Origin of the sequence: Streptomyces sp. NPDC093109 (genome assembly GCF_040701725.1) — a bacterium.
Lineage (GTDB): Bacteria > Actinomycetota > Actinomycetes > Streptomycetales > Streptomycetaceae > Streptomyces.
The window spans coordinates 69,686-84,189 of sequence record NZ_JBFBEZ010000025.1; the positions used below are offsets into that span (position 1 = coordinate 69,686).

Consider the following 14,504-nt stretch of genomic DNA (forward strand, 5'->3'; position numbering starts at 1 on the left):
CGGTGGCGCCGTTTTTCGGACGGGAACGGCCGTTGGTGGTGGGCCTGTCCCAGCGGTGCGGCCATGGGGATGGTGTACCCCCTGAAGTGATCGCTTGGCCGCCCGCGGACACCAGAGTAACCAGATGAGCGGTCATGCGCTCGATAGGGCTGGCTTTCGGGTGACGTTCCGGCCAATCGGCCCCCTTCCGGTGGACCGACGGGCCGGTGACGGTCTACCAGTTGGCGGGCGCGTAGTCCTTCAGGAAACAGCCGTAGAGGTCTTCGCCGCTCTCGCCGCGCACGACCGGGTCGTAAACCCGCGCCGCGCCGTCGATCAGGTCCAGCGGGGCGTGGAAGCCCTCGTCGGCGAGGCGCATCTTGTCCGGATGCGGGCGCTCGTCGGTGATCCAGCCGGTGTCGACGGCCGTCATCAGGATGCGGTCCGTCTCGAACATCTCCTGCGCGCTGGTGCGGGTGAGCATGTTCAGCGCGGCCTTCGCCATGTTCGTGTGCGGATGGCCCGCGCCCTTGTAACCGCGGCTGAAGACGCCCTCCATCGCGGAGACGTTCACCACGTAGGCGCGTCCGGCGGCGGCAGCCGCGGCCATCGCCGGGCGCAGCCGGCTGATCAGGATGAACGGCGCCGTGGAGTTGCACAGCTGCACTTCGAGCAGCTCGACCGCGTCGACCTCGGAGACCGTCTGCACCCAGCTGTTGGAGTCGTGCAGATCGGGTACGAGACCGCCGGCGTCGATCGCGGTGCCCGCCTCGATCCGCGCGAGCGTCGCGGAGCCGCCGACCAGGGCGAGCCCGGTGACGTCGGAGGCGCTCAGCGGCGCGACCCCGGCGGCGGGCAGCACGGCCTGGGCGCCGCTGCCGAAGGCGCCGATGACCTGGGAGGCGGGCAGCTCGCCGGCGGGCGGCGGCGCGGACTCGGCGGCGAGGAGTTCGCTGTACGCGCCCGGGGAGCGGCGTACGGTCTGCGCGGCGTTGTTGATCAGGATGTCGAGGGGGCCCTCGGCGGCGACGGCGTCGGCGAGGGCGACCACCTGCGCCGGGTCGCGGAGGTCGATGCCGACGATCTTCAGGCGGTGGATCCAGTCCGCGCTGTCCTCCATCGCCTTGAAGCGCCGGATCGCGTCGCCGGGGAAGCGGGTGGTGATGGTGGTGTGCGCGCCGTCGCGCAGCAGCCGCAGCGCGATGTACATGCCGATCTTGGCCCGGCCGCCGGTGAGCAGCGCGCGCCGTCCTGTGAGATCGGTACGGGCGTCGCGGCGGGCCCGGTTCTCGGCGGCGCACGCCTGGCAGAGCTGGTGGTAGAAGACGTCGACCTCGACGTACCGGGTCTTGCAGATGTAGCAGGAGCGGGGGCGCTGGAGTATGCCCGCGATCTCGCCGCTCGCCGAGGAGGAGGGCAGCAGCCCCTGGGTCTCGTCGTCGATCCGCTCGGCGGAGCCGGTGGCGGTGGCCTCGGTGACGGCCTTGTCGTGCGCGGTCTTGGCGGCCCGGCGCTCCTGGCGGCGGCGCTGCTTGACCGTGCGGTAGATCCCGGCGGTGGCCCGGCGGACGGCGATCGCGTCGGGGTGGTCGACGTCCAGTTGGTCGAGCTCGCCGAGGACGGCGAGGCAGACGGCCATCCGGTCGGGGTCGATGCCGGGACCGTGGGCGGGGGTCTCGCCGGACGCCTGGCCGGGCACCTGGCCGCCGCCGTACGCGGGGCTGTCCTCTGTCACCGTCATCGCTCGTGCCGTTCCTCGGTCGCTCGTGGGTCACCCGTATGCCGCGCCCTGCGGGGGCACCGCGGGGAGTCAGCAAAATGCCGACATCTTATCCGGTCGCGGGGTACGGGCGCGCCACGGCGACCGGGCCCCGCACTCCGCACCTCGTACCCCGTACCGCCTCAGCCGGGGACGCGGACGCCGAGGAAGCGGGTGCGGCGGCGCAGGGCGAAGCCGAGCGACTCGTACAGCCTGACGGCGTTCGTGTTGTCGGTGGCGGCGTGCAGGAACGGGGTCTCGCCGCGGGCCTTGATCTCGTTGGCGACCGCGAGGACGAGCCGGGCCGCGAGGCCCCGGCCGCGGAACTCGGGGGCGGTGCAGACGGCGCTGATCTCGCTGAAGCCCTCGGGCCGCATGCGCTCCCCCGCCATGGCGACGAGCGCGCCCTCGTGGCGGATGCCCAGATACGTGCCCAGCTCGACGGTGCGTGGCAGGAAGGGTCCCGGCCGGGTGCGCTCCACCAGATCGAGGATCTCCGGTACGTCGGCCGGGCCGAGGCGCACCGCGTCCGGTTCCGGCGCCGTGGCGGCGCCCGCGTCGACGAGCTGGACGCCGGGGGCGTCGAAGGTGATCTCCCAGCCGGCGGGCGGCACGACGGGGTATCCGGCGAGTACGAGGGATCCGCCGGGCCCGGCGAGCGCGGCGGCCTCGGCCCAGAGCGCGCCGTCACCGTCGCCGTCACCGCCGGCGGCGAGGTCGTCGGGGAGCGCCAGCCAGACGGAGACGTCGGACCGGTAGCGCAGCAGCCGGCCGTGCCGTTCGGCGAAGCGCGCGTGCGGTCCGGTGAGCGCGGAGTACGCGGGGTTGTCCAGCGGATGCCCGGCCGTCCCGTGCCGGCCGGCGCGCTCCTCACCGCGTACGGACTGCTGGCTGCCACTCATGCGCCGACCTCGATCATTGTCTCCCTCGCTGACAGAGGGAGAAGGCGGATCACCGGGCGCGCTATTCCCGGAGGCCGGCGCATGAGGGGTTCAGCACATGGTCAGGACGTGCCGCACACCATCGTGGAGGGGTCGGCGGCCTCCGCGATCAGGGCCTCGTGGGCCGCCTTCAGCCGGGCCGCGTCCGGCTTCAGCACCTTGCGGTCGTAGGTGAGCAGGCCGTTCAACTCGCCCTCCACATCGGTGATCTGGGTGTAGACCGCGCCGTTCCCGCCCCGGCAGGCGAGCGCCCGTACCTTGCGGAGCTGCGCCAGATAGGCGTCGGTGTACGCGGCCTGGTCGACGCTCACATAGGTGAAGCGCACCGGCCAGGCGTGGCCCGGCACGGCGAGTCCGAGGCCGCCGTACTCGCCGCTGACCAGCGCCCGTCTCCCGTCGGGGGCGGGCAGTTGCGGATCCGGGTAGCCGTGCGCGTCGGCGATGTCGCCGTTGCCGCCGTCGACGGCGCCGCAGCAGTTGACGCCGCTCATGTTGTTGATGAGCCGGGTCGGGTCCCACGCCTTGGCCTGGTCGGCGATCCGGGCCTGGTCGTACTGGCCCCAGCCCTCGTTGAAGGTGACCCACATGATCACCGAGGGGCTGTTGACGTGCTGGTCGATCATCCGCTTCAGCTCGTGCTCGTACTGGGTACGGGCCGCCGCGTCCGGGTTGATCGTGTTCATGGCGGGCATGTCCTGCCACACCAGCAGTCCCAGCCGGTCCGCCCAGTAGAACCAGCGGTCGGGCTCGACCTTGATGTGTTTGCGTACGGAGTTGAAGCCGAGCCTCTTGTGCTCCTTGAGGTCGAAGGCGAGCGCCTCGTCGGTCGGCGCGGTGTGCAGCCCGTCGGGCCAGAAGCCCTGGTCGAGGGTGGCCATCAGAAAGACCGGCTTGCCGTTGAGCACGGTGCGCGGGGTGCCGTCGATCTTCTCGACGGCGATGGAGCGCATCCCGAAGTAGCTGCCGACGGTGTCGGCGCCGGCCCTGACCTCCAGCCGGTAGAGATGCGGATCGGCGGGCGACCACAGGCGCGGGTCGCGGACGGGCAGGCTCAGCGGCGTGCCGGCGCGGCCGGAGACCGTGCCCACGCGGCGCTTGCCGTCGTACGCGGTGGCCGTGACCGGCACGCCGGCCCGGATTCCGCGCACCTCGACGGCGAGCCGCTCGCCCGGGACATCGGGGGTGAGCTTGAGGGAGCCGATGTGGTCGGCGGCGACGGGCTCCATCCAGACCGTCTGCCAGATGCCGGAGGACGGGGTGTACCAGATGCCGGAGGGGTCCAGGCGCTGCTTGCCCATCGGCGGGTTCTCGCCGCCGGCGGCGTCGGTCGGGTCGTAGACGCCGACGATCAGCTCCTGGGTGCGGCCGGGCCTCAGCGCGTCGGTGACATCGACGGTGAACCGGTCGTAGCCGCCCTTGTGCGTGGCGACCGCGGTGCCGTTGACGTACACCTCGGACTGCCAGTCGACGGCGTCGAAATTGAGGTTCAGCCGCTTGCCCGCGCCGATCCGCCAGTCGGCCGGGACGGTGAACGTACGCCGGTACCACATGCGGTCCTCGTGCCGTTCGATGCCGGAGAGCCGCGACTCCACGGGGTACGGGACGAGGATCCGCTCGCCCAGCGTCCGGCCCACCGGAGGGCTCTCGCCGGGCTCGGCGGCGGCGAACTGCCAGGTGCCGTTGAGGCTGCGCCAGGTGTCGCGGGTGAGCTGCGGCCGGGGGTACTCGGGGTGGGCGTTGTCCGGGCCGACGTCCTCGGCCCAGGGGGTGGTCAGCTGGTACTCCGAGGTGTTGGGTCCGCCGCTCCAGAAGGCTCCGACCGGCGCGCCGGACCGGGAGACGAGCCCGCCCGTGCCGTCGTAGCGCACATCGGCGCCGCCGCCCCTGCCGACGACGGGCTCCCCGAGCGCGACCAGCAGCCGCCGGGCGTCGCCGGGATCCGCGCGGATGTCGCCGAGCGGCCAGCGCGCGCCGCCGATGACGGCTTCGAGGCCGTCGGCTGCCCCGGCGGGCGGCGCGGCGAGTTCCTGCGCGAAGTCGAGGCGCAGGGTGCGGCCGTCGGGCAGGACGGTCGCGGCGAGGGCGCCGTCGTACGCGAAGCCGTCCGGCAGCCGGAACGCGGAGGCCGGGACCGGCCGCTTGGTGCCGCCGGGCTCGGTCCAGCGCAGATGGAGGTTGGCGCCTCCGGTGTGCTGGAAGTACTCCACCTTGAGGTCGTAGGCGCGTCCCGCGACGAGGTCGACGGGCGGGGCGGTCTGTTCCCTGTCCCAGTCGTCGACCCAGTGGTCGATGGTGAGCCGGCCGTCGATCCAGAGCCGGAATCCGTTGTCGCCGATGACCGAGAAGGTGTGGGCGCCGCTGGTGGCCGGGACGATCTTCCCGGTCCAGCGCGCGCTGACGTCGGTGGTCCGTCCGGTGGTGGCGCGCAGCCTCGGTTCGAGGTCGTCGAAGTCGATGGTGGGGTCGAAGGCCGTGGCCTTGAGTTCGTGGAAGTCGAAGGCCCCGGCGGCGGACTGGGTCCAGTACTCGCCCTTGAGGCCGTGGGGTCCTGCCGGGTCGTCCGAGGGAGCGGCGGAGGCGGCCGGGCCGGCGGCGAGTCCCGCGACGCCGAGAACGGCGGCCAGTAACAGGGCCAGTTTTCTTCGGATACGCACAGATCCTCCTGTTGAGGAGAGGGGGGCGGCTCACTGCGCAGAGCAGTTGGCATGAGAGCACGCCGTCCGACTGGTCGTCCAGCACATGACAAGAATTGGTCCGTACCAATCCGGTCGGCGGCGTCCCGCGCGTCTCGCCCCTACTACGTAGGCAGTACGCCGAATTGCCCTCTTGAGGACGACGACCGAACCGGGCCGGACAGGAGATCGTGGACCCCATGAGTGCACTGGTCCTGTCCGTTCTGCTGTCGCTGATCTCCGCGATCGCCTACGCCTCCGGAGCGATCCTCCAGGAGCGTGTCGCGACGGCCACCCCCGACCGGCCCTACGCCCCGCTGCACCACGCGGTGTGGTGGGCCGCCGTGGCCCTGAACGGACTGGGGGCGCTGCTGCATGTCGTGGCACTCGCGTACGGGCCGCTGAGCCTGGTCCAGCCGCTCGGCGCGCTCACCATCGTCTTCGCGCTGCCGCTGGCGGCGCTCTTCGTGGGCCGGCGTGCCGGGCGCACCGCGTGGCGTGGCGCGCTCATGACGACCGCGGGGCTGGCAGGGCTGCTCGCGCTGACCGGCGACACCGACGAACACGCGCTGGCCGGCGGGGAGCGGATGATGCTGGCGGGGGCGACCTTCGGCGCGATGGGGCTGCTCTTCCTGGCCGCCCAACTGGTGGGCAGGCCCACGGTGCGGAGTCTGCTGATGGCCGGCGCGGCGGGGGCCGCGTTCGGTATCGGCTCGGTCTTCACCAAGGCCGTCGCCGTGGACTGGACCGCGGACCGGCCGGCGCTGAGGCTGCCGAGCCTGGCCGTGATCGGGGTCCTGGCGATCGCCGGCACGCTGCTCTCGCAGGCGTCCTACCGGGGCGCCGGGCTGGCCGCGCCGCTGGCGGTCGTCACCGTGGTCAACCCGGTGGTGGCCGCGGCGGTGGGCGTCACGCTCTTCGCCGAGGGGTTCCGGTACGGGCTGCCCGGCGCGGCGCTGGCGGTCGTCACCGCGGTGGTGACGGCGGGCGGGCTGGTGCTGCTCACGGTGGAGCGGCCGGTACGGGCGGATGCCCCGCGTCCCTCCCGTCCCCCCGTCCGGGACTCCGTGCCCGCGCCCGCGCCGCGGGCGCCGGTGCGCCCGGAGGCGTCAGAGGCGGACGCCGCCGGCCCGCAGATAGGCGAGGGGGTCGATGTCGGATCCGTAGCCGGGCCCCGTGCGCATCTCGAAGTGGAGATGCGGGCCCGTGCTGTTGCCGGTGGTTCCTGACCGGGCGATCCGCTGGCCGCCGCCGACCGTCTGTCCCTCGCGCACATTGAGCGCGGAGAGGTGCGCGTACTGGCTGTACTTGCCGTCCGCGTGCCGGATGACGACCTCGTAGCCGTACGCACCCGCCCAGCCCGCCGAGACGACCTTTCCGGGGGCGACGGCCTTCACGGAGGTGCCGGTGGGGACCGGGAAGTCCACGCCGGTGTGGTAGCCGCTGGCCCAGGAGCCCGCCTGGCGGTAGCGGGTGCCGGTGGCCGACGAGGCGACCGGCGCGGTGAGCGTGGTGGTCTTCGTCGCCGTGCTCTTCCCGGCGCTCGCGCCGGTCTTGCGCACGGGCTGCTCGGCGGTCTTGGGCTTCGCCTGCTGCTTGGGCTTCGCCTGCTGCGCGGGCTTGGCGGCCTGCTTCGGCGCGGCGCTCCCCTTGACCGGGGTCCGGGTCTGGAGGACCAGCTTCTGGCCCGGGAAGATCAGGTCGGGGTCGGGGCCGATGAGCTTGCGGTTCTCCTCGTACAGCCGCTGCCAGCCGCCCTTGACGGACTCGGAGACGGCGATCCCGGAGAGCGAGTCGCCGCGCGCCACGGTGTAGCCCTCGCGCCGGGTCGGTACGGAGGTCGGTGAGGCGGCCTTCTTGGCGGCCTTCTGCTCGGCCTTCTTCACCGCCTCCACGGCCTGGGCGGCCTGGGCGGTCTTCTTCGTGCTCTGCACGGCCGGCGCGTTGCCGGCCGGCGCGCTCCCGGTCGTGATGTCGGGCGTCGCGCCACCGCGCGTCAGTCCGGCCCGGACCGAGCAGACGGGCCAGGCGCCGGGGCCCTGCCCCTTGAGCACCTTCTCCGCGATGGCGATCTGCTGGTCCTTGGTGGCGAGATCGGCGCGCGACGCGAAGCGTGCACCGCCGTACGCCTCCCAGGTGGACTGGGTGAACTGGAGGCCGCCGAAGTAGCTGTTACCTGTGTTGATCTGCCAGTTGCCGGTCGACTCGCAGGCCGCGACCTTCTCCCAGGTGTCCACCGACGCGCCGTGCGCGGTGGCCGCCGCGAGAAGTGGCAGCGCCATTCCCGCGCCACCGGCGGTGACGGTCAGCGAGGCACGGTTGATACGGCTCGGCTGGTACCGGCGGTGCCGTCCGGTTGCGGCCATGGCTTGGCTCCCCCACTGGCTGTAGGACACGTCGCGTCCGGCCAACGTAAGGGCTCGGTAAGGATCGTGACAAGACCTCACCTCCGCCCGGAGGCGCCGGGACCGCTTCCAGGTCCTGTTTCCCGGATCTTCGCGGGCCCGGAACGCCTGGCACGGCACCTAGGGCCGCGCCAGACGCCCCGGGCTGATCCACGAAGATCCGGGAAACAGGGCCTGGTCGTTCAGCGTGCCACCCCGGAGCCCCGTGTGTCCGGCCGAGCCGGAAATTTCCCCCGGCGCCCCGGTGAACGTCCGGAGCCACCGCCCTGTCGGTGGAGGGCGGTGGCTCCGGCCACCGGGGAGGCGGCCTCTCCGGGCACCGGCCGGACACCGACGGCCGGGACCCCGTCCTACCCGCCGCCCGTCAGTCCGAGCCGGGCAGCGGAAGAGTGGGCTCCGTACCCGTCTGCGCGCATACGGAGGCGGCGACGCGCGCCGCGAAGCCGAGCATCTCCGCCACCCGTTCCCGGGCGAGACCGGCGGGACCGGCCGCGCGGTCGACGTCGGCGGTGCTCAGCCAGTGCAGGACGCCCGTCATGAACGCGTCGCCGGCGCCGATGGTGTTGACCACCTCGACGGGGACTGCGGGGACGGAGACCGGTTCCGCGGTCCCGGCGTACGCCGTGCTGCCCTTCGCGCCCCGGGTGAGGACGACGAGCCGCCCCTCGGCCGCGAGCCGCCTGGCAGTCCCGTCCGGGTCGGTGCCCGGCCAGAGTCCGGCCAGGTCCTCGTCGCTCGCCTTGACTACGTGGGCCAGCGCGCACAGCTCGCGCAGCCGGCGCAGGCTCGCCTCGGGGTCGATCGTCCGGTCGGTGCGCAGATTGGGGTCCACGACCAGCAGGGAGTGCTCCGCTCCGGCGCGCGCGGTGGCCAGAACGGCGTCGGCGGACGGGTCGACTGCGGCGGCGACCCCGCCCGCGTACACCACCGCGAACCGGCCGGCCTCGGCGGAGTGGTCGGGCAGCCGGAAGGTCGCCGTGTCCGCGAGGTGGAAGTGGTAGCTGGTGCCGTGCGGGCCCGGGTCGGCGACCGCGAGCGTCGTGGGCAGCTCCGAGCGCGCGCACAGGCCGAGTTCGGTGCCGGTCGAGACCAGCCACTCCTCGATCATCCGGGCGAACCCGTCGCCGCCGAGGGCGCCCGCGAACCAGCTGGGCGTGGCCAGCCTGGCCAGTCCTGCCGCGACATTGGCGGGGGCGCCGCCGGGCTGGGCCCGGTAGATCTCCGGGCCGTCCGGCGACGGTACGAGGTCGATGAGCGCCTCCCCCATCACCAGCACGGCGCCGGCCGGTACGGTCCGCTCCGCTCCGGTCACGGCTCGACCACGATCTTGCGGCCCTGGCCCGCCTTGAACTTCTCGACGGCCTGCGGGTACTGCTCCAGCGGCAGCCGGTCGCTGATGAAGACCGCCGGGTCGAGGACCCCTGCGGCGAAGAGCGCGGCGGCGCGCTCGTAGCTGTGCAGCACCGCCATGGAGCCGGTGATGGTGATCTCCTGGTTGTAGATGCGGTACGGCTCGATCACGGCGGTCGTCGCGTAGTCGGCGACGCCGAACTGGAGGAACGTACCGCCCTTGGCGACCCGGCCGAGGCCGTCCTGGATGGCCCGGGCGTTGCCGGTGGCGTCCACGACGAGGTCCCAGCCGCCGGGCCGGTCGAACTCGTCCGCGGCGGCGGCCGAGTTCGAGCAGCCGAGCTTGACGGCGGTCGCGAGCCGCTCGGGGTTGATGTCCAGGATGTCCACGGAGGCGGCGCCGGTGCGCTTGGCGAGTTCGAGCATCATGAGTCCCATGGTGCCCGAGCCGTAGATCAGCACCTCGGCGCCCAGGTTCGACTTGAGCACGTCGTAGCCGCGCACCGCGCAGGACAGCGGCTCGATCAGCGCCGCGTCCCGGACGTCGACGTGGTCGGGGAGCTTCACGCAGTTGGCGACGGGCGCGACGGCGTACTCGGCGGCGCCGCCCGGCTTGCTGACGCCGATGGCGTTCCACCGGTCGCACAGGTTGCCGCGCCCGGTGCGGCAGTACCGGCACTCGTGGCAGTAGAGCGACGGGTCGACGGCGACCTTGTCGCCGATGGCCAGCTCGGTCACCTCGGCGCCGATCTCCACGATCTCGCCGGCGAACTCATGACCGGGGATGATCGGCAGGGTGGGCGCGAACTCGCCCTGGAGGATGTGCAGGTCGGTACCGCACAGTCCGCACGCGGCGACGGACACCACCACGTCCCGAGGGCCTGGAGTCGGGTCGGGAACCGTCGTGACGGAGACCTTGCCGACGGCTTCGACGATCGCTGCCCTCATTTATTTCACTGCTCCAAGAGAAAGGCCCTGGACAAGCTTGTCCTGGGCGGCGAACCCCGCGGCGAGCACCGGCAGGGAGACAACGACGGACGCCGCGCACAGCTGGGCGAGGAAGAGGCCCTGGCTGGTCACGAAGCTCGTCAGGAACACGGGGGCGGTCTGCGCCGTCACGCCGGTCAGCACCCTGGCGAAGAGCAGCTCGTTCCAGCTGAAGATGAAGCAGATCAGCGAGGTGGCCGCGATCCCGGGCGCGGCCACCGGCGCCACCACCCGGGTCAGCACGGTCGGCAGCCGGGCGCCGTCCACCTGTGCCGCCTCGATGATGGAGACGGGCACGTCCGCGAGGAAGGACTGCATCATCCAGACGGCGATGGGCAGGTTCATCGACGTGTAGAGGATGACCAGCAGCCAGATGTTGTCGAGCATCCCCGCGTTCTTCGCGAAGAGGTACACGGGCAGCAGCCCGGCGACGACCGGCAGCATCTTCGTGGAGAGGAAGAAGAACATGACGTCCGTCCACTTCTCCACCCGCTTGATGGAGAGCGCGTACGCCGCCGGGAGCGCAAGCACCAGCACGAACAGCGTGGAGAACAGCGACGCCATCAGGGAGTTGATCAGCGGCGGCCAGGGGCTGGCCCCGCCGCCCTCACCGAAGAACACCCGGTAGCTGTCCAGGGTGAGGGGCGCGGTGAGGGAGGGCGGGTTGGTCGCCGCGTCCGCCTCGGAGTGGAAGGAGGTCAGCAGCATCCAGAGCGCCGGCAGGCAGAAGACGATGCCGACGATCCAGGCCAGCAGGCCCAGCCCGGCGGAGCGGCGACGGGCCCGGCGGGCGGCGGGTGCGTACTTGTCGACGCGGGGGCGCGCGACGGCGGGCTGCGGTACGGAGAGGGTACTCATGCGCGGTTCGCCTCCTCACTGAAGAGGGACGAGACCACCCGCAGGGCGAAGGTGGCGATCACGATCGTGCCGATCACCACGACGACTCCGGCGGCGGAGGCCAGTCCGTACTCGTGAGCCTGGTAGAAGGTCTGATAGATGGTGTAGGGGAGGTTTGCCGTGCCGAGTCCACCGGAGGTGAGGGTGAACACAGCGTCGAAGTTCTGCACGATGTAGATCGACCCGAGCAGGATCCCCAGTTCCAGATAACGGCGCAAATGCGGCAGGGTCAGATAGCGGAACGTCTGCCAGGCCGTCGCGCCGTCCAGCTTCGCCGCCTCCATGATCTCGGCGGGCCGGCTCTGGAGTCCGGCGAGCAGGATGAGCATCATGAACGGGGTCCACTGCCAGACGAGGGCGGTCTCGACGGCGATCAGCGGCATGTCGGAGATCCAGTCGGGCTGACCGGGGTCGGTCACCCCGAAGAGGCCGGTGAACCAGGCCCAGCCGCCGTTGAGCAGGCCGTACTCCGGGTTGTAGAGCACGTGCTTCCACATCAGCGCCGCCGAGACGGGCACCAGCAGGAACGGGGTGATCAGCAGCGTACGGACGAAGCCGCGGCCGAAGAACTTGCGGTCCAGCAGGAGCGCCAGCAGCAGTCCGAGGACCACGCTGACGATCACCACGGTGCCGGTGAGCAGGATGGTGGTGAGTACCGAATCGCGCAGGCTCGCGTCGGTGAAGACCGAGCCGTAGTTGGACAGCCCCGCGAAGGCGCGGTCGTCGGGCGCGAGCGAGTTCCAGTCGAACAGGGAGATCACCAGCGTCGCCACGAAGGGCAGCTGGGTGACGGCGACCAGGAAGACCAGGGCGGGCAGCAGCGGTGCGCGGGTGGCCCAGACGCGGGCGCGCCGCCCGGGGGCGCCCCGGCCGGCGCGCCGGGGCGCGGGGGCGCTCGACGCGCCGGCCGGGGACTGAGGAGGAGTGCTGACGGAGGTACTCACCGCTGCTTCTCGCCCACCTTCTCGGCGAGCGCCTGCGAGATCTTCAGGGCGTCGTCGACCGACTTCTTGCCGGCGATGGCGGCGCTGATCTCCTGGGAGACCTTGGTGCCGAGGTCGGTGAACTCCGGGATGTCGACGAACTGGATGCCGACCGTCGGGCGGGGCTGGGTGCCCGGGTCACGCGGGTTGGCGTCGGCGATGGCGTTCTTGGTGACCTCGGCGAACGCGCCGGCTTCCTTCAGGTAGTCGGGGTTGGCGTAGGTCGAGGCGCGCTTGCCGGCCGGGACGTTGGACCAGCCGATCTTCTCGCCGACGAGCTCCTCGTACTCCTTGCCGGACGCCCAGGAGATGAACTTCCAGGCGCTGTCGGTCTTCTTGGACGCCTTCTGCATGCCCCAGGCCCAGGTGTAGAGCCAGCCGGAGCTCTCCGTCTTGTCGACGGGGGCGGGTACGTAGCCGATCTTGCCCTTGACCGGGGAGCCCTTGGCCTCCAGCGATCCGGCGCCGGCGGTGGCGTCGTACCACATGGCCGAGTGGCCCTGCGTCATGTTGTTGAGGCACTCGGCGTAGCCGGCCTGCGGGGCGCCTGCCTCACCGTGCTCGCGGACCAGGTCCACATAGAACTTGGTGGCCTTCTTGAACTCCGGGGAGGTGAGCTGGGCCTCCCAGTCCTTGGTGAACCAGGTGCCGCCCATGGTGTTGACGACGGTGGTCAGCGGGGCGATGACCTCGCCCCAGCCGGGCAGCCCGCGCAGACAGATGCCGCGCATGTTCTTCTCGGCGCCGTCGACCTTGGCGGCGAGGTCGGCCACCTCCTGCCAGGTGGGCTTGGCGGGCATCTTCAGGTTCTTCGCGGCGAAGACGTCCTTGCGGTACATCAGGAAGGACGACTCGCCGTAGAAGGGCTGGCCGTAGAGCTTGCCGTCCTCGGCGGTCAGGGACTCGCTCAGCGGCGGGAGGATGTCGGCCTGGTCGAAGTCCTTGTCCTTCTCGGTGTACTCGTCGAGCGCGTGGAGCCAGCCGTTCTTCGCGAAGAAGGGCACCTCGAAGTTGCTGATGGTGGCGATGTCGTACTGGCCGGCCTGGTTGGCGAAGTCCTGGGTGATCTTGTCGCGGACGTCGTTCTCCGGCAGGACCGAGAAGTTGACCTTGATGCCGGTCTCCTTCGTGAAGTTGTCCGCGGTGAGCTTCTGCAACTCGACCATCTGCGGGTTGTTCACCATGAGCACGTTGATCGTCTCTCCTCCTCCGGAGGAGGAGGCGCCGCCCGCGCCGCTGCACCCCGCGAGGAGGCCCACCAGGGCCGCACCCGCACCCACTGCGCGGATTCCACGTCGTCTCTGCTGGAGGGGCATGAGATCTCTCCTGATCATTCGTTACGGAAGGGTCCGGGCGCCGCTGAACCTCCCCCGGCCCGGGAGGGCGCGGGGACGGACACGGCGATGGAGCAGGGGGGGCGGGGGCCTCGGCGGGCCGCCCGGTCAGACGCGGATGACCTGCGGCCCGAGCAGCGAGTACCGCTGGGCCTCGGCCGAGGGCAGTCCTGAGTCGGTGACGATCGACTCGAAGTCGCCCACGCCGGCGAAGCGGCAGAAGCTCACCGCGCCGAATTTCGTGTGGATGCCCGCGAAGACCCGGCGCCGGGCGCTCCGCATGGCCTGTGCCTTCACTTCGCTGACGGCCGGGTCGGGGGTGGTGAGGCCGTACTCGCGGGAGATTCCGTTGGCTCCGACGTACGCCAGGTCGATGACGAACTCGGAGAGCATCCGGGTGGTCCAGTGGTCGACGGTGGCCATGGTCGAGCCGCGGACCCGGCCGCCGAGCAGCAGTACGGCGATCTTCTCTGCGTCGGCGAGCGCGGTCGCGACGGCCAGGGAGGCGGTGACCACGGTCAGCGGCCGGTCGCGCGGCAGCGCCTCGGCGACGAGCTGGGGGGTGAACCCCTCGTCGACGAAGACGGTCTCCGCGTCGCCGAGGAGGTCGGCGGCGGCAGCCGCGATCCGTGACTTCTGCGGGACGAGCCGGGTGGTCCGCACCGCGAGGGTCGTCTCGAACCCGGCGCTCTCCACCGGATACGCGCCGCCGTGGGTCCGCCTGACCAGGCCGTGCCCCTCAAGGGCGTGCAGATCACGCCGTACGGTCTCCTTGGCGACCCCGAGCTTCGCGGCGAGCGCGGTCACTTCCACTGACCCGTCACGTCGGGCGATCTCAAGAATTTCTCGTCGGCGTTCGTCGGTGTCCACGACAACACACTTCCCTGCTTGCTGCGGCTCAGCACCCGTTCGGGCTCATGCGTCGTTTGTACAAGCAAGGGACCGGCTGCGACCAGGCTCTTCACGGCATCTACTGTGACCGTTCATGCCCGTTTGACGAAGTCCGAACGCACAGGTCATCCGCCGGAGAGGGGTCGGTGTTGCGCGGATCACTGCCCGATCGCCACGATTCGGGCGCCCGGTCGGTGCCCGTATCGGTCAGCCTGTTCCCCGGAAGCGGAGCCCGCATGCGGATGAGACCGAAAAACCCCGGAGCCCGGAATGCGATAGCTTCCGGGGCACTTGACCATGGGTGAA

The 14,504-nt window shown here is 71.4% G+C and carries 11 protein-coding genes; 1 reads left to right on the top strand and 10 read right to left on the bottom strand.

Annotation, left to right across the window (positions count from 1 at the left end):
* Positions 1 to 214 precede the first annotated feature (214 nt).
* The 3 genes from AB0389_RS23605 to AB0389_RS23615 all read right to left on the bottom strand — a co-directional run bounded on the left by AB0389_RS23605 (position 215) and on the right by AB0389_RS23615 (position 5,333).
* Entirely contained in the window at positions 215 to 1,618 is a 1,404-nt protein-coding gene (locus tag AB0389_RS23605) for an SDR family NAD(P)-dependent oxidoreductase (RefSeq protein ID WP_366397504.1), read from the bottom strand.
* Between the two features lie 263 nt (positions 1,619 to 1,881).
* Positions 1,882 to 2,640, bottom strand: coding sequence for a GNAT family N-acetyltransferase (locus AB0389_RS23610; protein ID WP_366397444.1), 759 nt, complete (start codon positions 2,638 to 2,640; stop codon positions 1,882 to 1,884).
* Positions 2,641 to 2,741: 101 nt separating this feature from the next.
* Positions 2,742 to 5,333 (bottom strand): PA14 domain-containing protein, encoded by a 2,592-nt coding sequence (locus AB0389_RS23615; RefSeq protein WP_366397445.1) that lies wholly within the window; start codon positions 5,331 to 5,333, stop codon positions 2,742 to 2,744.
* Positions 5,334 to 5,551: 218 nt separating this feature from the next.
* Here AB0389_RS23615 and AB0389_RS23620 point away from each other — a divergent pair, with 218 nt between their 5' ends.
* Positions 5,552 to 6,580, top strand: a complete 1,029-nt coding sequence (locus AB0389_RS23620; RefSeq protein ID WP_366397446.1) for a DMT family transporter — start codon at positions 5,552 to 5,554, stop codon at positions 6,578 to 6,580.
* Here AB0389_RS23620 and AB0389_RS23625 read toward each other — a convergent pair.
* The 7 genes from AB0389_RS23625 to AB0389_RS23655 all read right to left on the bottom strand — a co-directional run bounded on the left by AB0389_RS23625 (position 6,461) and on the right by AB0389_RS23655 (position 14,177).
* Entirely contained in the window at positions 6,461 to 7,717 is a 1,257-nt protein-coding gene (locus AB0389_RS23625; protein ID WP_366397447.1) for a transglycosylase family protein, read from the bottom strand. The two genes, AB0389_RS23620 and AB0389_RS23625, sit on opposite strands and share 120 nt — an antisense overlap.
* Before the next feature lie 403 nt (positions 7,718 to 8,120).
* Positions 8,121 to 9,068 carry a carbohydrate kinase gene (locus tag AB0389_RS23630; RefSeq protein WP_366397448.1) on the bottom strand — a complete coding sequence of 316 codons (948 nt, stop codon included), beginning with the start codon at positions 9,066 to 9,068 and terminating at the stop codon, positions 8,121 to 8,123.
* Positions 9,065 to 10,054 (bottom strand): zinc-dependent alcohol dehydrogenase family protein, encoded by a 990-nt coding sequence (locus AB0389_RS23635; RefSeq protein ID WP_366397449.1) that lies wholly within the window; start codon positions 10,052 to 10,054, stop codon positions 9,065 to 9,067. The genes AB0389_RS23630 and AB0389_RS23635 overlap by 4 nt, the downstream gene beginning before the upstream one ends.
* Positions 10,055 to 10,951, bottom strand: coding sequence for a carbohydrate ABC transporter permease (locus AB0389_RS23640; protein ID WP_366397450.1), 897 nt, complete (start codon positions 10,949 to 10,951; stop codon positions 10,055 to 10,057).
* Positions 10,948 to 11,934: a sugar ABC transporter permease gene (locus tag AB0389_RS23645; protein WP_366397451.1), complete on the bottom strand. Its 987-nt coding sequence runs from the start codon at positions 11,932 to 11,934 to the stop codon at positions 10,948 to 10,950. The genes AB0389_RS23640 and AB0389_RS23645 overlap by 4 nt, the downstream gene beginning before the upstream one ends.
* A complete protein-coding gene (locus tag AB0389_RS23650; RefSeq protein ID WP_366397452.1) occupies positions 11,931 to 13,289 on the bottom strand; it encodes a sugar ABC transporter substrate-binding protein in 1,359 nt (452 codons plus the stop codon). Before AB0389_RS23650 ends, AB0389_RS23645 begins: the two co-directional genes overlap by 4 nt.
* 126 nt (positions 13,290 to 13,415) lie before the next feature.
* On the bottom strand, positions 13,416 to 14,177 hold the full coding sequence (locus AB0389_RS23655) for a DeoR/GlpR family DNA-binding transcription regulator (RefSeq protein ID WP_366397453.1): 762 nt from the start codon (positions 14,175 to 14,177) through the stop codon (positions 13,416 to 13,418).
* Positions 14,178 to 14,504 lie beyond the last annotated feature (327 nt).